The 18,894-nt window shown below is 43.2% G+C and carries 12 protein-coding genes, 2 tRNA genes and 3 rRNA genes; 4 read left to right on the top strand and 13 right to left on the bottom strand.

The annotated features are described in order from the left end of the window. Positions 1-79: 79 nt before the first annotated feature. Both fmt and rsmB read left to right on the top strand, forming a co-directional pair. Positions 80-1,039, top strand: coding sequence for a methionyl-tRNA formyltransferase (gene fmt / locus HUK62_RS00750; RefSeq protein WP_176536830.1), 960 nt, complete (start codon positions 80-82; stop codon positions 1,037-1,039). Beyond that, the gene (gene rsmB / locus HUK62_RS00755; RefSeq protein WP_176536831.1) at positions 1,039-2,343 is read left to right on the top strand and encodes a 16S rRNA (cytosine(967)-C(5))-methyltransferase RsmB; all 1,305 of its coding nucleotides are present in this window, start codon (positions 1,039-1,041) and stop codon (positions 2,341-2,343) included. The genes fmt and rsmB overlap by 1 nt, the downstream gene beginning before the upstream one ends. A 112-nt stretch (positions 2,344-2,455) precedes the next feature. Here the strand turns inward: rsmB and HUK62_RS00760 are convergent, their stop codons facing one another. The 12 genes from HUK62_RS00760 to HUK62_RS00815 all read right to left on the bottom strand — a co-directional run bounded on the left by HUK62_RS00760 (position 2,456) and on the right by HUK62_RS00815 (position 16,292). Then, positions 2,456-3,388 (bottom strand): IS5 family transposase, encoded by a 933-nt coding sequence (locus HUK62_RS00760; protein ID WP_176536832.1) that lies wholly within the window; start codon positions 3,386-3,388, stop codon positions 2,456-2,458. A gap of 353 nt (positions 3,389-3,741) precedes the next feature. Next, positions 3,742-3,885, bottom strand: coding sequence for a methionine/alanine import family NSS transporter small subunit (locus HUK62_RS00765; RefSeq protein ID WP_005401426.1), 144 nt, complete (start codon positions 3,883-3,885; stop codon positions 3,742-3,744). Between the two features lie 9 nt (positions 3,886-3,894). Then, positions 3,895-5,373 carry a sodium-dependent transporter gene (locus HUK62_RS00770; protein ID WP_004691884.1) on the bottom strand — a complete coding sequence of 493 codons (1,479 nt, stop codon included), beginning with the start codon at positions 5,371-5,373 and terminating at the stop codon, positions 3,895-3,897. 999 nt (positions 5,374-6,372) lie between these two features. Next, entirely contained in the window at positions 6,373-6,900 is a 528-nt protein-coding gene (locus tag HUK62_RS00775) for a DUF4256 domain-containing protein (RefSeq protein ID WP_218015305.1), read from the bottom strand. Positions 6,901-7,041: 141 nt separating this feature from the next. After that, complete coding sequence (locus HUK62_RS00780) at positions 7,042-8,400, bottom strand: MFS transporter (protein ID WP_176536833.1); 1,359 nt, start codon at positions 8,398-8,400, stop codon at positions 7,042-7,044. A 366-nt stretch (positions 8,401-8,766) separates the two neighbouring features. Then, positions 8,767-8,881: ribosomal RNA gene (gene rrf, locus HUK62_RS00785) — 5S ribosomal RNA — on the bottom strand. A 175-nt stretch (positions 8,882-9,056) separates the two neighbouring features. Continuing rightward, positions 9,057-11,950 (bottom strand): 23S ribosomal RNA (locus HUK62_RS00790). Positions 11,951-12,345: 395 nt separating this feature from the next. Further along, positions 12,346-12,421, bottom strand: a tRNA-Ala gene (locus HUK62_RS00795). Positions 12,422-12,488: 67 nt separating this feature from the next. Beyond that, positions 12,489-12,565, bottom strand: a tRNA-Ile gene (locus HUK62_RS00800). Between the two features lie 61 nt (positions 12,566-12,626). Continuing rightward, a 16S ribosomal RNA gene (locus HUK62_RS00805) occupies positions 12,627-14,164 on the bottom strand. The 16S, 23S and 5S rRNA genes sit together here with 2 tRNA genes alongside, the layout of an rRNA operon. Before the next feature lie 427 nt (positions 14,165-14,591). Further along, complete coding sequence (locus HUK62_RS00810) at positions 14,592-15,161, bottom strand: peptidylprolyl isomerase (protein ID WP_005402030.1); 570 nt, start codon at positions 15,159-15,161, stop codon at positions 14,592-14,594. A 72-nt stretch (positions 15,162-15,233) separates the two neighbouring features. After that, complete coding sequence (locus HUK62_RS00815; RefSeq protein ID WP_058951462.1) at positions 15,234-16,292, bottom strand: RNA-guided endonuclease TnpB family protein; 1,059 nt, start codon at positions 16,290-16,292, stop codon at positions 15,234-15,236. Between the two features lie 20 nt (positions 16,293-16,312). Here HUK62_RS00815 and tnpA point away from each other — a divergent pair, with 20 nt between their 5' ends. Continuing rightward, the gene (tnpA, locus tag HUK62_RS00820; protein WP_005402021.1) at positions 16,313-16,726 is read left to right on the top strand and encodes an IS200/IS605 family transposase; all 414 of its coding nucleotides are present in this window, start codon (positions 16,313-16,315) and stop codon (positions 16,724-16,726) included. A gap of 17 nt (positions 16,727-16,743) precedes the next feature. Here tnpA and HUK62_RS00825 read toward each other — a convergent pair whose 3' ends face one another. After that, positions 16,744-18,009: a transposase gene (locus tag HUK62_RS00825; protein WP_176536834.1), complete on the bottom strand. Its 1,266-nt coding sequence runs from the start codon at positions 18,007-18,009 to the stop codon at positions 16,744-16,746. 192 nt (positions 18,010-18,201) lie between these two features. On the opposite strand from HUK62_RS00825, the gene HUK62_RS00830 reads away from it, so the two are divergent. After that, complete coding sequence (locus HUK62_RS00830; RefSeq protein ID WP_005401739.1) at positions 18,202-18,870, top strand: acetoacetate decarboxylase family protein; 669 nt, start codon at positions 18,202-18,204, stop codon at positions 18,868-18,870. Positions 18,871-18,894: the final 24 nt, after the last annotated feature.

Below are 18,894 nucleotides of genomic sequence, written 5' to 3' on the forward strand. Positions count from 1 at the left end.
CTTTTTATGCAGGATAAATCTGTAGCTGCTCGAGTTTTGCTATAATTGTTTTAATCTTCTCCTTTTTTCCGAGTATTTCTTGAAAATCATCTTTGCAGGCACGCCCGAATTCGCGGCTGTGGCATTAGACGCGCTGCTAAAAACAGAACATGAAATTGTAGCCGTCTATACGCAACCTGACCGTAAAGCAGGTCGTGGGCAGAAACTTACCGCTTCGGCCGTGAAGCAGTTGGCTTTAGCACATGATATTCCTGTGCATCAACCGCTGCATTTTAAGTCCTCAACTGAAGAAGGGTTAGCTGCTCAAGCTGAACTCAAAGCCTTAAATGCAGATGTCATGGTGGTGGCTGCTTATGGCCTGATCTTGCCGCAAGTGGTTTTGGATACGCCTAAATATGGCTGTTTGAACATTCACGGTTCGCTGTTGCCACGCTGGCGGGGTGCAGCGCCTATTCAACGCGCAATTTCTACTGGAGATACCGAAACTGGGGTCACCATTATGAAAATGGCCGCAGGCTTGGATACGGGCGATATGATGTATAAAACCTACTGCCTAATTGAAGCTACAGATACCTCTGCAAGTTTGCATGACAAATTGGCACGACAAGGGGCCGAGGCGACGGTCAAAGTTTTAGCCTCTGAAAGCACATTGCAGCACTATTTAGACAACTGCGAAGTGCAAGATGAAGCTCTGACAGTCTATGCACACAAACTCTCTAAGGCTGAAGCGCAAATTGATTGGTCTTCAACAGCGGTGCAAATCGACCGTAATATTCGCGCATTTAACCCATGGCCTGTCGCATTTATCGCACTGGATGAAAGCAATAATCTGCGCGTTTGGGGTTCGATGTTGTCTCAAGAAAATGCCCAAGCTCAAGCTGCAGGCACCATTTTAGCCATTGATAAACACGGTGTTCATGTGGCTTGTGGCGATGAACAAGCCGTGTGTTTAAGCTCTCTGCAATGGCCGGGGGGTAAACCCCTAAATGCCGTACAAATTTTACAAACCCAAAAACTGAATATTGGACAAATTTTATAATGAAACAATCTCCCCACGCCTCAGGTAAGACCCTAAACTTACGTGCTCAGGTTGTTAAAACGTTATTGGCTGTCCAAAATGGTCAATCACTGGCATCGGTGCTTCAGCAACACATGGCGATTGTGTCTGACAAAGACCGTGCCTTGTACCATGAATTAGTTCTTGGCTGTTTACGCCAATGGCATGCGCTTAAACAAGTGACTTTACCGTTGTTGACTAAGCCACTGGAAAACCAAGTCGTTGAAACCTGTTTATATGTGGGTCTATACCAATTGCTGTGTACCCGCGTTGCAGCGCATGCCGCGATTTCTGAAACGGTAGAAGCAGCTAAACAATTGGGGATGGAAAGCTTAAGTGGTGTGGTGAATGCTATTTTGCGCCGTGCAACACGTGAAACGGAACAGTTCTACGATGTTCTAGAACAAGCCTCGAATCTGCCTAGTTGGTTATCCAAACGTTTGAAAAAGGACTGGGGCGAGCAACTGGCTGAAATTAGCTACGAGCTTAAACAAGTTGCGCCCTTAACCTTAAGAGTGAACACCTTACAAGTCAGCCGTGACGAATATCTTGAAATTTTAGAAGATGAAGGCATTGAAGCACACGCCTGTGAACTTTCAAATGTCGGCATTGTGCTGGATAACAGTCTGCATATCCCAAGCCTACCAGGTTTTGAAGTAGGTGGTTTTTCAGTACAAGATGAACATGCGCAACTCTGTGCAACCTTGTTGCCAGACTTAAATGGCAAATTTGTAATTGATGCCTGTGCAGCACCTGGCGGCAAGACAGCGCATATTTTAGAGATGTATCAACCAAAAAAACTGATTGCACTCGACCAAGATGAAAAACGCTTAAAACGTGTCTCTGAAAACTTAGAACGTTTGGCTTTAAGCGAAGAGCCTGTGGAAATTATCACTGCCGATGCTGTGAAATGGACATCGCCTGAGCTTGCAGATTGTATCGTCCTCGATGCACCCTGTTCTGCCATTGGGGTGATTCGGCGCCATCCCGATATTCGTTTACTGCGTCAGTCAGGGGATATTGCCAAAACAGTACAGCTCCAAAAGCAAATTCTTGAAAATATGTGGCAACAACTTAAAGTCGGCGGCACATTGCTATACATCACCTGCTCGATTTTGAAAGCCGAAAATGAACAGCAAATGGTCGACTTCTTTGCTGAACATACGGATGCGAAAGAAATTAAAATTGATGCCGATTGGGGTATTGAGCAGATTCATGGTCGCCAACTACTCCCACAAGTAGGGCGTGGCGATGGTTTTTATTATTGTCGCATTGAAAAGATTTAAAAATTAAAGGAGCTGAAAGGCTCCTTTTTTAATCGAGAACTGGTATGGGTCCAAATTTTCGGCTTTGTTGCACAAAGATTTGAAATGCAAAGCGCCCCTAATTGAGCCAAATTTAAGGCGTAACTTGGGTAAGTGGTCGACCTAATTCCGTAAATCTGTTAAGGACTGCTACACGTGCATGGATCTCATTCACTTGGCTATCAAAACTCCTTGCACTGAGTTTATCTCCTAATAATTTGATGCAATGCATCTTAGTTTCAACCAAACTTCGCCGATGATAGCCTGACCATTTTTTCCATAGTGTCCTGCCTAAACGTTTAATTGTTCGAAGTAATTCATTTCGCTCTAGCGAGCTACTCTTTGTATCTTTCCATGGTTTCGCATTTTTTCTAGGTGGAATCACCGCATGCCCTTGCCGATCTGCAATGACCTGACGGCATTGCTTGGTGTCATAAGCTCCATCGGTATAAACAGAGTTAATCTGCTCATCTTGTGGAATCTGATTAAGTAAATCACCAAGCACCTGTGAATCACTGACATTATTGGTTGTAAGCTGAACTGCTCGTATTTGTAGGGTTTTAGCATCTATACCAATATGAAGTTTACGCCATTGGCGACGATATTCAGGTCCATGTTTCTTGCATTTCCATTCGCCCTCACCTAGAAACTTCATGCCTGTAGAGTCCATGAGTAGATGCAGCCCATCGCTACTTTTTTGGTAGCTGATTACAATATCAATATGCTTTTGTCTTCTACAAAGCGTGGTGTAATCTGGAGCTATCCAATTTAATCCGCAAAGTTTAATCAGACTTTGCACAAAGCCAGTGACCATACGTAAAGACAGACGGAATAAGGATTTAATCATTAAGCAGCATTGGATGGCCGCGTCGGAGTAGGTTTGATTTCGCCCTTGTTTGCCTTTTGATGGCGCATACCATTGCGTAGCAGGATCAAACCAAATGGCAATATTTCCGCGACTCATGAGTGCTCGGTTATATGCGGGCCAATTGGTTGTGCGGTAGATTTTGTGTGTAAGCTTCTTCATTTGAAAATTATATCGCTGAAAAACCCTTTACAGATAGGTTTGTGCAACAAAGCCATTTGGAACACTGAAGAGCTCAAAAATTGTGTCTAAAGCCTTAAAGGCGTCCTACTATGCCGAGACTGTTCCCGTAACACCTGGAGTTGTGAAAAGTATTGCGACAGTTAACTTAATCTACGATTAATGAATTGACTCCCAGTACAAACCATTAGATCAGTGTTTACACTATCTCAAAGCCGTCTAATTCTTACTTAGGCCTGTTAAAAACCCATAAAAAAACCGAGCGACATTCACTCGGTTTTTTTATCATTCACTGATCACAAATCAAATCAATGAATTGCCTTTCTCATCCAGTATTACAACGTATGCTGGTCTTTCACTTCTTCAAGAACATCATCGAGCTCTTCTGGATTTTTCATCAAGTGGAGAATAGACAATACGAGTCCTCCCCAAACAAACAACATTGAAATCACCATCATTATGATTGCTGAAGTATTCATTTTTTTCTCCTAGCGATCTTTAACTTTGCTGAGTACGATTGCGACGACAGCACAGAAAATCACACTGCCCCAACCAAATAGCCCTTGCAGACTCATGCTATAGGTATCGTAACCATTTTTCACCAAATTAAATAACGTCATACTCAACGTCGTTAATAACACGAGTGAAGTAATCACGGTCAAGGTAAATGCCCAACCCTTACCGAGTTGAATTGTGGAAATACGGTTTACGTGATCACGCAACTCAATCAATGCTGAACGCTTAAACCAAGTAATACAAAGAATAGAAACAAGTGCGCCACCCACAATGCCAATGTTATTGATAAAGTGATCCACGATATCCACCAGTTTAATCGCGTTCACACTTGAGAATAAGATCACTGAAACCAGTGCACTACCACCACCGATAATGGTAACTGCTTTTTTACGGCTCCATTTTAACTTATCCTGCATCGCTGCAATCGGCACTTCCAAGATACTGACCATGGAAGAAATACCTGCAACAAATAATGATGAGAAGAACAATAGACCGAATAAATCAGCACCTGCTCCAAGGCTTGAAATGATTTTCGGGAAAGCAATAAATGCCAAACCGATACCACCACTCACCACATCTTGAACTTCTTTGCCTGCGGCATGCGCCATAAAGCCCAATGCAGCAAAAATACCAATACCCGCCAAGATTTCAGTTGAAGCATTGGCAAAACCAACGATTAAACCTGAGCCTGTCAAATTGGTCTTTGGCTTTAAGTAAGATGCATAAGTCACCATGATCCCGAAACCCACAGAAAGCGAGAAGAAGGTATGACCATACGCCGCCAACCACACTTTATAGTCCATCATCGCAGACCAGTTTGGTGTAAAGAATGCATTTAAGCCTTCTGCGGCACCGGGTAAACGAAGTGATTGCACCACTAAAATGGTAAATAAAACGAACAATAAAGGCATGAAAATTTTATTCGATAATTCAACACCTTTTTTAACTCCACCAAAGAGGATAATTAAGGTCAGTGCCCAAATTCCCACGATTGGCCAAAATAAATGGCTTACAAACTGTAAATCGAAACCTGTTGCTTTCGAAGTTTGTAAGTAGGTATTAAAGAAGAAACTTTCAGGGTCACTGCCCCAAGTCTGACCAATCGAGAAGTAAACATAGCTTCCCGCCCACGTCAGTACGCTGGCATAGTACAAACCAATGATGATACACACACAGACTTGCCACCAACCCAGCGTTTCACCGCCTTTAAACAAAGCCCGATAGGCTTTAGGTGGTGACCCCGAACTACGGTGTCCCGTTGCATAATCTAAAAATAACAGAGGTAAACCAGCGGTAATTAACGCCAATAAATAAGGAATAAGAAAGGCACCGCCACCATTTTCATAAGCAACATAAGGGAAACGCCAAATATTACCTAAACCTACAGCCGAACCTACAGCTGCAATAATAAAACCAGATCGTGATGTCCAGTTTTCACGAGTTCCTGACATAAAACACCTAAACCTAGGTCCCTTTTAATTGCTTTTTATTTGGTTATCTCGCAACAAAAAAGAACCATTTAATATTAATCTTGAGTGTTTGATTTAGCTTCGACCTTTTGGGTGCAAGGTTCTAAATGACAAACAGAGGAGTTTTCACAAAACCTTGGTTAAAGTGTGTCGATTAAACTTCCCTTTTATATGGTTCAACAATACTCACTTTTATAAAAATATTCTGTAATTTCTGCTTCAAATATTCCATTTTTATAATGTGTGCTGATTCAACCGTTCAATTAATCAGCTTATTTATTGTACAAAATTAGTTATAAATTAACAAACTTTTTGGAATGATTTATTACACCTATTTTCCTGCATAAACTTTGAAGATCCTGCATCTATACTCAACCTACTGAAAAAATCAATCTAAAGGACGCTAAAGCTATCAATACCCTGCATAAAAACATTACTTTTCACATTTTTATTCAAATATTCACTCCTTCAGAGGACATTGGCCATATTTCTGATGAACATCACATGCATGAATACAGCTTTTTAATATTGTTCTGTATTTACAGCACAGTCTATTTACAACCGCGCTATACCAGTGATGCTCTATATTTAAAAGAGAACCATCAAAGCCAGTCATTTCGTAGAACATCATCAGTTTCACTCGATCAATCCAGCATTCATCAGACTATTTAAAAGATGCTGATCTAAAGCACTAAGCAAAAATTATATAAGCCATTCACTTTTGTCAGCTTAGGCTTACAAATAGCGTGGTTAAAATGCTGTATGAACAACAACCACCGCCATGTATATTTAAATCATCAGGAAACAGGACGTTCCCCAAACTTAAAACAACAATAATCAGTTTGAGCATCAGGATGTGAGATATGACAGGAGTTGTATCTAAACACTGAAATACAAAGAAACCTCGACAGGATGTCGGGGTTTCTTTTTATCTCTATTCCACAGTTAAAGCTGAATATAAGTCCGAAATCCTCGACTCGCTTAGTACGAAGCAGCGCTATTATGATAGGTAAACGTACGACCATAGCGCTGATCACAAAAAATTGCCCCGCCTTGCTGACGTAATTCAGCTGGAGTTTCAACCCAACTGGATGTTTTCAAGTCGAAATTAAAAATCTGCTGTAAAGCATAATACTGTTGTTCCGTCATTAAGCTTAAGTCATAAGCCTGTACCCAATCTAGCACTGTATTTTCAGGCGGATGGTCTTTACGACTCAATAGTGCCTCTCGGTCATAACACATGCTCCGTCGCCCTTTTGGGGACTCAATTGAACAATCAAAAAAATACACATCTTGTGTATTCGGTAAAGCTACGACATCGGGCTCACCACCACTTATTTCCATTTGTTGTAACGCATATAGTTTTTCAGGAGACTGCAAAAGTTGTTCTCGGACAAATGCCCAACTAATTTGCATATGACGTTCAGTATGTTGTTGAAACCGTTGTTCTAAGGTATTGAATAAATGTTTAATTTGCTCAGGTTCGAGTTTTTTCTGCTGCTTAATCATTGTTATTGTGCTGCCCTATTTAATGCTACCTTTAGCATAGCACTCTCCTTCAAACACGACCAAATATCACCCAACGGTACATCTATTTTGAAAAAAATAAAGGCCCTCACAACGAGAGCCTTTTATTTATTTAAGATTTAACTAAGAAGATGCTTTGATTGAACTTGAAACTTTCACCTGAGTTTTAACTGCTTCTTCAGCACTATTTAAACGGATAAAAGAAACCGCTATCGCAGCAAGTACCGCAGGAATCGCCACAGCAATAAAATTCAACTTATGTGGTAATTCCATGCCCAACAATACACCAATGAAAATTGGACCCACGATTGCACCCACACGGCCAATTCCTGATGCCCAACCCAACCCAGTTGAACGAACAGCCAATGGATAATATTGCGCCACATAGCTATATAGTAAAATACTACAACCGATTGAAGCAGCTCCTGCAAGTGCAACCAATAAATAAATTACAGGTTGTGGTGAATTAAAGCCTAAACCCACCAATGCAAATGCCCCGACAGTCAACATGCTAATAATGACAGGTTTCAAGTGGAAACGATCCGCAAGCACACCACCACCAGCAGTGCCAATCACCGCACCAATGTTCAAGGAAAGGAGGAACATTAAACTGCTGCCCATCGAATAACCCGCAGCCATCATCAGTTTTGGTAACCAGCTTCCTAGGGCATAAACCATCAATAAGCACATGAAGAAGCAGCACCAAAATAAAACTGTACCCATACCACGGCCATTTTTAAACAAGGCAGCGACAGATGCATCAGGGACTTTTGCTTCATTCAGCACTAGAACAGTATCTGAAGTTACAGTCTCTTCAGGTACCAGACGTTGAATAATGCTGCGTGCCTTTTCTGTTTGCTGGTCTTTCACTAAAAAAGTGACTGATTCAGGTAAGAATTTCCATAAAATAGGAATAAACAGTAATGGAATACCCGCAATGAAAAACATGATCTTCCAGCCAAAGGTTGGCGTAAACGCAACACCTAGTAGTGCTGCCATAATCCCACCCATTGCATAGCCACTAAACATCGCGGTCACCAAGGTGCTACGAAACTTCTGCGGCGCATATTCCGAAGTTAAAGCGACCAAGTTCGGTAACACACCACCAATTCCAAGACCCGCGATAAAGCGTAAAATACCAAATTCAGTCGGGTTTGAAGCAAAGCCGCCCGCAAAAGTGAACCCACTGAACAACGTAACACAGATAATAATGACTTTCTTACGACCAATTTTATCGGCCAGCATCCCAAATAGCATTGCACCAAACATCATGCCTGCTAGGGCAGTACTGGCTAGCATTCCCGCTTGAACAGCCGTCATACCCCACTCTTTCATTAAAAGCGGTAAAGCAACACCGTTAATTGCTAAATCATAACCATCAAACAAGACGACGAATAAGCACCACAAAACAACCGTTAAATGAAAAGGCTTAAACTTAGCCTGATCGATTACAGCATTTACATTCATTGTTGTCGCTGTCATTTTTCCCTCACCTCCAATTGTGAGCTTTATTATAAAAAGTGAATCCAAATTCACTTTTACATAAAATGAATCATAATTCAGTTTTTGTCTATAAATAAAACAATTGAAACAGCTTTTTTTGGAAAAACTAGACTAAAGTTGTATAAAAATGACGAAAAATAATTTGCACTACATCAAATTCTTTGATAAATAATAGATGTTTCACATAATTTTAATTTATATAAATGTATTTTTGTATAATTTAGCGTGTACTCTCCGCTCTAATTCTCTTCTTTTCCACTTAATAATTCTTTATTTTTATTATTTAACCTTCCTTGCATAAAAAAATCCCCCTCTGCATTAAGCGGAGGGGGATTTGAATGAATGAGCTGGCGATGACTTACTCTCACATGGATAACTCCACACTACCATCAGCGCTAAGAGGTTTCACTTCTGAGTTCGGGAAGGGATCAGGTGGTTCACTCTTGCTATTGTCGCCAGCACAACTGTTTATGACTATTCGTTGGGTCTAACCTCAGAGCAGTGCTCTTCGTGCCTAACTTTCATCAAATGAGTTATTAACAGGTATATTTGAGTTGGATATTTTATCTAGCTTTATAACTAAATCAAGTTGTTTGCAGTGATTTGAACCACAACACCAACTGTTTGGGTGTTGTATAGTCAAGCCTCACGAGCAATTAGTATTGGTCAGCTTCACATATCACTATGCTTCCACATCCAACCTATCAACGTCGTAGTCTTCAACGGCTCTTTAGGAGACATAAAGTCTCGGGGAAATCTTATCTTGAGGTAGGCTTCCCGCTTAGATGCTTTCAGCGGTTATCCCTTCCGAACATAGCTACCCGGCGATGCGACTGGCGTCACAACCGGTACACCAGAGGTTCGTCCACTCTGGTCCTCTCGTACTAGGAGCAGATCCTCTCAAATTTCCAACGCCCACGGTAGATAGGGACCGAACTGTCTCACGACGTTCTAAACCCAGCTCGCGTACCTCTTTAAATGGCGAACAGCCATACCCTTGGGACCTGCTTCAGCCCCAGGATGAGATGAGCCGACATCGAGGTGCCAAACACCGCCGTCGATATGAACTCTTGGGCGGTATCAGCCTGTTATCCCCAGAGTACCTTTTATCCGTTGAGCGATGGCCCTTCCATACAGAACCACCGGATCACTAAGACCTACTTTCGTACCTGCTCGACTTGTGGGTCTCGCAGTTAAGCGCGCTTTTGCCTTTATACTCTACGCGTGATTTCCGACCACGCTGAGCGCACCTTCGTACTCCTCCGTTACTCTTTAGGAGGAGACCGCCCCAGTCAAACTACCCACCAGACATGGTCCTCGTCCCGGATAACGGGACAGAGTTAGAACCTCAATATTACCAGGGTGGTATTTCAAGATTGGCTCCACCGAAACTAGCGTCTCGGTTTCAAAGCCTCCCACCTATCCTACACAAGTAAGATCAAAGTTCAATGTCAAGCTGCAGTAAAGGTTCACGGGGTCTTTCCGTCTAGCCGCGGGTACACCGCATCTTCACGGCGAATTCGATTTCACTGAGTCTCTGCTGGAGACAGCGCCCCCATCATTATGCCATTCGTGCAGGTCGGAACTTACCCGACAAGGAATTTCGCTACCTTAGGACCGTTATAGTTACGGCCGCCGTTTACTGGGGCTTCGATCAAGAGCTTCGCTTACGCTAACCCCATCAATTAACCTTCCAGCACCGGGCAGGCATCACACCCTATACGTCCACTTTCGTGTTTGCAGAGTGCTATGTTTTTAATAAACAGTTGCAGGGGCCTGGTTTCTGTGGCTGCCAATAGCTCAAGGAGTAAATCCTATCACCGTCGGCAGCGTACCTTCTCCCGAAGTTACGGTACCATTTTGCCTAGTTCCTTCAGCAGAGTTCTCTCAAGCGCTTTGGTCTACTCGACCTGACCACCTGTGTCGGTTTCGGGTACGATTCCTATGTAACTGAAGCTTAGAGACTTTTCCTGGAAGCATGGTATCAGCCACTTCACTGTACAAGTACAGCTTGCTATCAGTTCTCAGCATACAGTACCCCGGATTTGCCTAAGATACATGCCTACAACCTTCCACCTGGACAACCAACGCCAGGCTGACTTAACCTTCTCCGTCCTCTCATCGCATTACATAGAAGTATTGGAATATTAACCAATTTCCCATCGACTACGCCTCTCGGCCTCGCCTTAGGGGTCGACTCACCCAGCCCCGATTAACGTTGGACTGGAACCCTTGGTCTTTCAGCGTGCGAGTTTTTCACTCGCATTGTCGTTACTCACGTCAGCATTCGCACTTCTGATACCTCCAGCATACTTCTCAATACACCTTCATCGGCTTACAGAACGCTCCCCTACCACTTGCAATAAATTGCAAATCCGCAGCTTCGGCATATAGTTTTAGCCCCGTTACATCTTCCGCGCAGGCCGACTCGACTAGTGAGCTATTACGCTTTCTTTAAAGGGTGGCTGCTTCTAAGCCAACCTCCTAGCTGTCTATGCCTTCCCACATCGTTTCCCACTTAACTATAATTTTGGGGCCTTAGCTGGCGGTCTGGATTGTTTTCCTCTTGACTACGGACGTTAGCACCCGCAGTCTGTCTCCCGGATAGTACTCATTGGTATTCGGAGTTTGCATCGGTTTGGTAAGTCGGGATGACCCCCTAGCCGAAACAGTGCTCTACCCCCAATGGTATTCGTCCGAGGCGCTACCTAAATAGCTTTCGGGGAGAACCAGCTATCACCGAGTTTGATTAGCCTTTCACCCCTATCCACAAGTCATCCCCTGGCTTTTCAACGACAGTGGGTTCGGTCCTCCAGTTAGTGTTACCCAACCTTCAACCTGCTCATGGATAGATCACCCGGTTTCGGGTCTACACCCAGCAACTAAACGCCCTATTAAGACTCGATTTCTCTACGGCTCCCCTATGCGGTTAACCTTGCTACTGAATGTAAGTCGCTGACCCATTATACAAAAGGTACGCAGTCACCGAACAAGTCGGCTCCCACTGCTTGTATGCATGCGGTTTCAGGATCTATTTCACTCCCCTCACAGGGGTTCTTTTCGCCTTTCCCTCACGGTACTGGTTCACTATCGGTCAGTCAGGAGTATTTAGCCTTGGAGGATGGTCCCCCCATATTCAGACAAGGTTTCACGTGCCCCGCCCTACTCGACATCATCATATAAGCCCTTTCGTGTACAGGACTATCACCCACTATGGTTGCACTTCCCAGAGCATTCCACTAGAACTTATATGACTTAATGGGCTTTTCCCCGTTCGCTCGCCGCTACTGAGGGAATCTCAATTGATTTCTTTTCCTAAGGGTACTGAGATGTTTCACTTCCCCTCGTTCGCCTCGTATGACTATGTATTCATCATACGATACCTGCCTTATGACAGGTGGGTTTCCCCATTCAGAAATCTCCGAATCACAGGATATTTGCCGCCTCCCCGGAGCTTATCGCAGGCTATTACGTCTTTCATCGCCTCTGACTGCCAAGGCATCCACCACATGCACTTAATTACTTGACTATACAACCCCAAACAGTCGTTAATCCCTACAAGTAGGATTAAGACAGTCTATGATGATTTCTCATCACTTCCTTACAGTTTGTTGCTCTGTGTACTTAAACACTGTACAGCTTCAATTCAATTCACATACCAAAACGCTTGATTCAGTTAATTTCGCTAGTAACTCATTTCTTCAACCTTCATCAATCAGTAATAAATCACTGTTAATGTCGATCTTAAAAACGAGTATGAACAAATTATTTCAACTCAAATATATTCTGTTAATGATTTTTCCAGCCTTCGTCAGGTCAGGAAACTGTGATAAATCACAGAAGTTAATAAAATGTAAACCAAGGTCTACTTCTTACTAATTTCTATAATCTAACCACTTAGCTTATATATTGAAGAACAATATATGGTGGAGACTAGGAGAGTCGAACTCCTGACCTCCTGCGTGCAAAGCAGGCGCTCTACCAACTAAGCTAAGTCCCCAGCTTATCAATAAGTCAATGTTTCTGTTTTCTGTATTCAGCATTTAACAATGCTTGTTAGTCAGATTTGGTGGGTCTGACAAGACTTGAACTTGTGACCCCACGCTTATCAAGCGTGTGCTCTAACCAACTGAGCTACAGACCCTCAGATACATCGTCATGAAGAACAACTTGTTGTGGATTCTTACCAATCGTCAATCTTTCGTTAAGGAGGTGATCCAGCCGCAGGTTCCCCTACGGCTACCTTGTTACGACTTCACCCCAGTCATCGGCCACACCGTGGTAAGCGTCCTCCTTGCGGTTAGACTACCTACTTCTGGTGCAACAAATTCCCATGGTGTGACGGGCGGTGTGTACAAGGCCCGGGAACGTATTCACCGCGGCATTCTGATCCGCGATTACTAGCGATTCCGACTTCATGGAGTCGAGTTGCAGACTCCAATCCGGACTACGATCGGCTTTTTGAGATTAGCATCCTATCGCTAGGTAGCAACCCTTTGTACCGACCATTGTAGCACGTGTGTAGCCCTGGTCGTAAGGGCCATGATGACTTGACGTCGTCCCCGCCTTCCTCCAGTTTGTCACTGGCAGTATCCTTAAAGTTCCCGGCTTAACCCGCTGGCAAATAAGGAAAAGGGTTGCGCTCGTTGCGGGACTTAACCCAACATCTCACGACACGAGCTGACGACAGCCATGCAGCACCTGTATGTAAGTTCCCGAAGGCACCAATCCATCTCTGGAAAGTTCTTACTATGTCAAGACCAGGTAAGGTTCTTCGCGTTGCATCGAATTAAACCACATGCTCCACCGCTTGTGCGGGCCCCCGTCAATTCATTTGAGTTTTAGTCTTGCGACCGTACTCCCCAGGCGGTCTACTTATCGCGTTAGCTGCGCCACTAAAGCCTCAAAGGCCCCAACGGCTAGTAGACATCGTTTACGGCATGGACTACCAGGGTATCTAATCCTGTTTGCTCCCCATGCTTTCGTACCTCAGCGTCAGTATTAGGCCAGATGGCTGCCTTCGCCATCGGTATTCCTCCAGATCTCTACGCATTTCACCGCTACACCTGGAATTCTACCATCCTCTCCCATACTCTAGCTTCCCAGTATCGAATGCAATTCCTAAGTTAAGCTCAGGGATTTCACATCCGACTTAAAAAGCCGCCTACGCACGCTTTACGCCCAGTAAATCCGATTAACGCTCGCACCCTCTGTATTACCGCGGCTGCTGGCACAGAGTTAGCCGGTGCTTATTCTGCGAGTAACGTCCACTATCCTAGAGTATTAATCCAAGTAGCCTCCTCCTCGCTTAAAGTGCTTTACAACCAAAAGGCCTTCTTCACACACGCGGCATGGCTGGATCAGGCTTGCGCCCATTGTCCAATATTCCCCACTGCTGCCTCCCGTAGGAGTCTGGGCCGTGTCTCAGTCCCAGTGTGGCGGATCATCCTCTCAGACCCGCTACAGATCGTCGCCTTGGTAGGCCTTTACCCCACCAACTAGCTAATCTGACTTAGGCTCATCTATTAGCGCAAGGCCCGAAGGTCCCCTGCTTTCTCCCGTAGGACGTATGCGGTATTAGCATTCCTTTCGGAATGTTGTCCCCCACTAATAGGCAGATTCCTAAGCATTACTCACCCGTCCGCCGCTAGCTCAGTTACCGAAGCAACCTCGCCCGCTCGACTTGCATGTGTTAAGCCTGCCGCCAGCGTTCAATCTGAGCCATGATCAAACTCTTCAGTTAAAAATCATTAGTAGCTTATGGCTACAAATCTTGGCTCATCAATTTTCTGACAAATATTTCTCAAATAAACTTCGAGTAATTTCTACCATCAATCAATGAAATATTTTCGATCGATCAATCAGTAAAAATCCACACAAGTTGTTCTTCATAATCTCTTAATGATCTTTCTAACACCTCGTCAGTGCTAGAAGCTGGACTCAATATACTTAACAACTCAGCACTTCGTGCTTCGTTCGTTTCCGTCTATCTCGTCGGTATGGGGTGCATTCTAGAGGATTTCTAAAGCTTTGCAAGTGCTTTTAACTGGTTGTTTTATCGGGTGTTGTATTTTTATGCACTAAAAAGGTTCAAAAACATGCAGTCACACACCTAACCTAATAATTTTAAAGCAGAAATATAAATTTAATATTTCTGCTCTCTTTTTTCATTACTTTTGCACTGCTGCTGCTTTAATATTCACACTGAGAATTTTAACAGGTTGTTTCGGTACATCTTGATGTGGCCCTGCACGTCCTGTCGGTACTTTAGTGATCTTATCCACCACATCCATACCTTTAGTGACCTGACCAAAAACCGCATAACCTGCGTTATTGGTACTTCTATCTAGAAAGTTATTATCCACCACATTAATAAAGAACTGACTGGTTGCAGAATGCGGTAGGTTGGTTCGTGCCATCGCCAAAGTGCCACGTTTATTAGATAGACCATTGCTTGATTCATTTTGAATGGCTGGTCGAGTTGGCTTTTCTACAAGGTCCGCAGTCATACCCCCGCCTTGTACCATGAAACCCGGAATGACGCGATGAAAGATCGTGCCGTTATAAAACTTAGCTTTCGTATAGTCTTCAAAGTTTTTTGCTGAGATAGGTGCTTTATCATTAAACAGTTCAATTTCGATGTTGCCCATTGATGTTTTCATTTCAACAATCGTGTTATTTGCCATGACCGCCATACTCATACATGTAGCCGCCACTGCAACTAAACTCTTCTTTAACATTTCTTTACTCACAGCATTCAGATGTTATTAGATTTCGGTATATTAATCGTTCAGTTTGACATCCTCCGCGACCTAAAGGACGGGGATTCCTACTGCTAGACGCTCATGTCCGAGCGCAAGAATATTCAGTGCGGAATTTATATCCCTATCATGGAATGTACCGCATTCCATGCACTGCCATTCTCTTATTCCAAGTCCCGTTCTACCTTTCGGACTACTACAGCGTGAGCCACAGCTCGAACAAGTTTGGGTAGTATAGGCTTCATTGACTTCTTTATACCATACACTTGCGTTCTCGCATTTATACTTGAGCATGGTTCTAAGTGTTGTCCAACTTGCATCTAATACAGACTTCGCTAGTTTAGTCCGTGCTAATGCCTTTGCATTCACATTACCAACGAAGATGGCTGCATGTTTATTCACCAATTTATGACTGAATTGATGTAGCGTATTTTGACGTATGTTTCTAATCTTGGCATGAATCGCTTTAACACGCTTTTTATTTCTAGCACGTTGAGCAATGCCAAGTTTTTGTTCGTATTGCCGATAGATTTGAGGGGCTTTGAGCTTTACGCCATCTGAACAGGTTGCAAGGTCTTTTAAGCCCAAATCTATACCGATTGAGGTATTACCCTTTGATTTAACTTGTTTTGTCTTATCAACAACTAAACAAACATACCAACGTCCACGACTGTCTTCTACAAATGAGCCTGTTTTGACGTTGTATTTTGATAGTCCATAGCTATCCCATAGCTTGAATTGATGCTTGCCATACTGCACGTAGCCATCAGCATATTTGATTGCAACCTTTTTGAACGGTATCCAACCCAAAGAACGTCTTGCAGACTTCTTATTACTCACCCGCCATTTTAGCTTTGCTTTTTTAAACTGCTTTCTTCGAGTAACCAATTCTTCTGTTATCGCTTGAACAGTTTGACTATGCAGATTGCATTCTTTAGATGTGCCTTTCGTGTATTTAGCAATATCGTAAGCTGAAAGAAATTCACCTTTTCTTTTTAGATGTTTAAATCCTAAATCATTCACATAATTCCAAACAAAATTTACTTCCAATGCGAGTTGGTCTAGTACCTTGTAATGTTTGTCTTTTATGCGTAATTTAAGTGTTTTCATGATTAAAATATATTTGGTCTATGAGCAATAGTCAAGAGATTAGAACAGGTCGCCACTGTGTTTTTAATATGCATGTACATTTAGTCTTTGTGGCTAAATACCGTAGAGATGTTTTTACCAAAGCAATGCTTGAAACAATGCGTGAAGTGTTTGAGCGTATCTGCTTAGACTTTGAAGCCGAGTTGGTAGAGTTTGATGGTGAACACGATCATGTTCATTTGCTTGTGAATTATCCACCTAAAATAGCAATTTCTAGCTTAGTGAATAGTTTAAAGGGTGCTTCAAGTCGCATTGTAAGAACCAAACACCCTGAAATTAAAAACAAGCTATGGGGCAGTGCTTTGTGGTCGCCTAGTTACTTCGCTGCTTCATGTGGCGGTGCGCCAATTGGAATTGTTAAACAATATATTCAACAACAGCAAACACCGCATTAATGGCTTACGCCACTCGCTTATATCCTCGGGCTAAACCCATAGGTATCTACACATCTTGATGTACCTAATGCAATTGTTGCGATTTCATTCAGTTCATCTATTGAATATTCTGAGAGCAGTTGAAGAGTGTTCAGTAAAATCGAAAGTCCTGCCAATATTGCAGGTGCACTTTCCAACTTACCTCTCTTCTGCTGTCGGCCTGAAAGACGGGCCAGAAATATACGAATTTTCTGATTTTGTTCATCTTCAGAACGCTGTATTCGCCAAGTCAGTACACACGCCATACTGCTGATCAGGAGCCGTCTTAAAATCGCTGCAGGTGTGGTCTGAAGCCATGATTCAACGTCATGGCCTGCCTGCTTCAGAAGCTTGAAATAGCACTCAATTGTCCAGCGCCAGTAATACCAGGTGGTTAATTCTACCGCATCAATCTCTGAAGAAACATTGCTGATCAGCGACCATCTCGCGACTGTTTTACCTTGAGCATCTTTCACCACAGCAACAATTAATCTGGCTGTAACTGCCTTGCCTGGCTGGGGAGCAACCCGTTGGCCTAAATCATCTTTTCTCTTCGGTTTTGCTGCACGCGTTATCCGAATATCGGTTTCTCCAACATGCAGCATATGCCTGTTTCCTTTATAAGCAATCGGCTTAACTTGCTGAGTTACTACTTTTTCTGCGACTTCTGCAACTTTGTAGGTTTCCCCTTGATGCTCAATCCGATGGCTTTCTTTGGCCCGAATCAACCATTTGAAACCATGGCTGCTGATTTCCCTCAAGTGGGCAATCGAGTCTCCTTCACGGTCAATGATATGGACTTTTGTTTTCTCAATCGGATACTGTTCAATCGTTTTGATTTGTTCTGCGAGTGAGTCCAAATGGGACTTGCGCTCGCTGTATTGTTCACTGAATGTGGAATAACAGCCGGATGCATCTGTTAGCGTCTGAGCTAATGGCGCAATTGGGAGCCCTGATGACGCATCGACAAGTAAACTGCTTTGCAATTCATAGCCTGAATTCGCCTCTGTTCTTTGAAGACGCTGAACCTTATGACTGTGCTTCACATACTGCAGTTGAGACCAGTCATGAACGATTAATGCATACTGATGCGGTGATGTCTTGATCTGTTCGCATGCAAGAAGCTTAATCGGCTGGTTTAATTGACTAAAAGAGATTTTATTATTATTCAGGAATCGCCAAACAGCCTGTGTAGTTGAGAAACTCGACTTTTGGGTAGAGGCCAGGTCTTTGATTGCGGGAGCAAGTGAAGCAAGAGGATTCATATTGAGTTTTACAAGGCTGTTATAACGTTTGACAAGACGCTGATCCAGACCAGAGATGTTAAATTGAAGAGCATGCTCTTCAATTTAACGCAAAGCTCGGAAATTGTGTAGATACCTATGGGCTAAACCCCGAGGTTTTACGCTCCAATGGATAAATAAAACACTACTTCTTCTAAGAAAACGAGAATAACGATGAATGAAGCTTTAGCCCTGTCTCAATTGAGTCAATTTCCACCTTGGCATTTACAAGGTGAAGCCTTTATTTTGAATTATTGGATCAGTCCGCAATTTATCCGACAATATAAAGCGTTTCGTATCGCCCCGTCCCCGATTGGTCGTGTGGTTCAAGTCATGTTGGTGCGTTATCATCAATCCCCTGTTGGACCTTATGATGAACTGCTTTTGCTCGACCACCCTTTACTGAGCAAACGGCGATTAAGCTCGATTCCTAAAATTTATGTGTCTACACAGATTTCAGTTGAACATGGTCAACAACTTTGGGGCATTCCGAAAGAGTTCGCTCAGTTTGACTGGCATACGCAGCACGAAACAACACAATGTCAACTCAGCACTCAAGACCAAACCCTGTGTTTAACACTCACCCAATGCAAAAAGGCACGTCCGTTTTATATTAATAGTCATCACATTCCACGTTCCATGCTCAAAATACAACAAGCATGGCAAGGTCAACGCTATGAGTTTTCTCCACAGTTTCGCGCAAAGCTAATAAAACTGAAAAAATTTGAATGGCAAAACCATACCACCCTCTTCCCAGACTTTGGCCAAGCCAAGGCTCTACAAAGTTTTTATGTCCCGAGTTTTCAGCTCGTTTTTCCAGAAGCCAAAATCCGCCCTAAATAAAAAAAGAATGTTCCACGTGAAACA

Origin of the sequence: Acinetobacter sp. NEB 394, from assembly GCF_013374795.1 — a bacterium.
GTDB classification, from domain to species: Bacteria; Pseudomonadota; Gammaproteobacteria; order Pseudomonadales; family Moraxellaceae; genus Acinetobacter; species Acinetobacter johnsonii.

Bases quoted from the DNA above. Each gene is read 5' to 3' on its own strand.
- HUK62_RS00825 (WP_176536834.1), bottom strand. From the start codon at position 18,009: ATGAATCCTCTTGCTTCACTTGCTCCCGCAATCAAAGACCTGGCCTCT.
- rsmB (WP_176536831.1), top strand. From the start codon at position 1,039: ATGAAACAATCTCCCCACGCCTCAGGTAAGACCCTAAACTTACGTGCT.
- HUK62_RS00815 (WP_058951462.1), bottom strand. From the start codon at position 16,292: ATGAAAACACTTAAATTACGCATAAAAGACAAACATTACAAGGTACTA.
- HUK62_RS00780 (WP_176536833.1), bottom strand. From the start codon at position 8,400: ATGACAGCGACAACAATGAATGTAAATGCTGTAATCGATCAGGCTAAG.
- HUK62_RS00765 (WP_005401426.1), bottom strand. From the start codon at position 3,885: ATGAATACTTCAGCAATCATAATGATGGTGATTTCAATGTTGTTTGTT.
- HUK62_RS00775 (WP_218015305.1), bottom strand. From the start codon at position 6,900: ATGATTAAGCAGCAGAAAAAACTCGAACCTGAGCAAATTAAACATTTA.
- tnpA (WP_005402021.1), top strand. From the start codon at position 16,313: ATGAGCAATAGTCAAGAGATTAGAACAGGTCGCCACTGTGTTTTTAAT.
- HUK62_RS00770 (WP_004691884.1), bottom strand. From the start codon at position 5,373: ATGTCAGGAACTCGTGAAAACTGGACATCACGATCTGGTTTTATTATT.
- HUK62_RS00810 (WP_005402030.1), bottom strand. From the start codon at position 15,161: ATGTTAAAGAAGAGTTTAGTTGCAGTGGCGGCTACATGTATGAGTATG.
- HUK62_RS00830 (WP_005401739.1), top strand. From the start codon at position 18,202: ATGAATGAAGCTTTAGCCCTGTCTCAATTGAGTCAATTTCCACCTTGG.
- HUK62_RS00760 (WP_176536832.1), bottom strand. From the start codon at position 3,388: ATGAAGAAGCTTACACACAAAATCTACCGCACAACCAATTGGCCCGCA.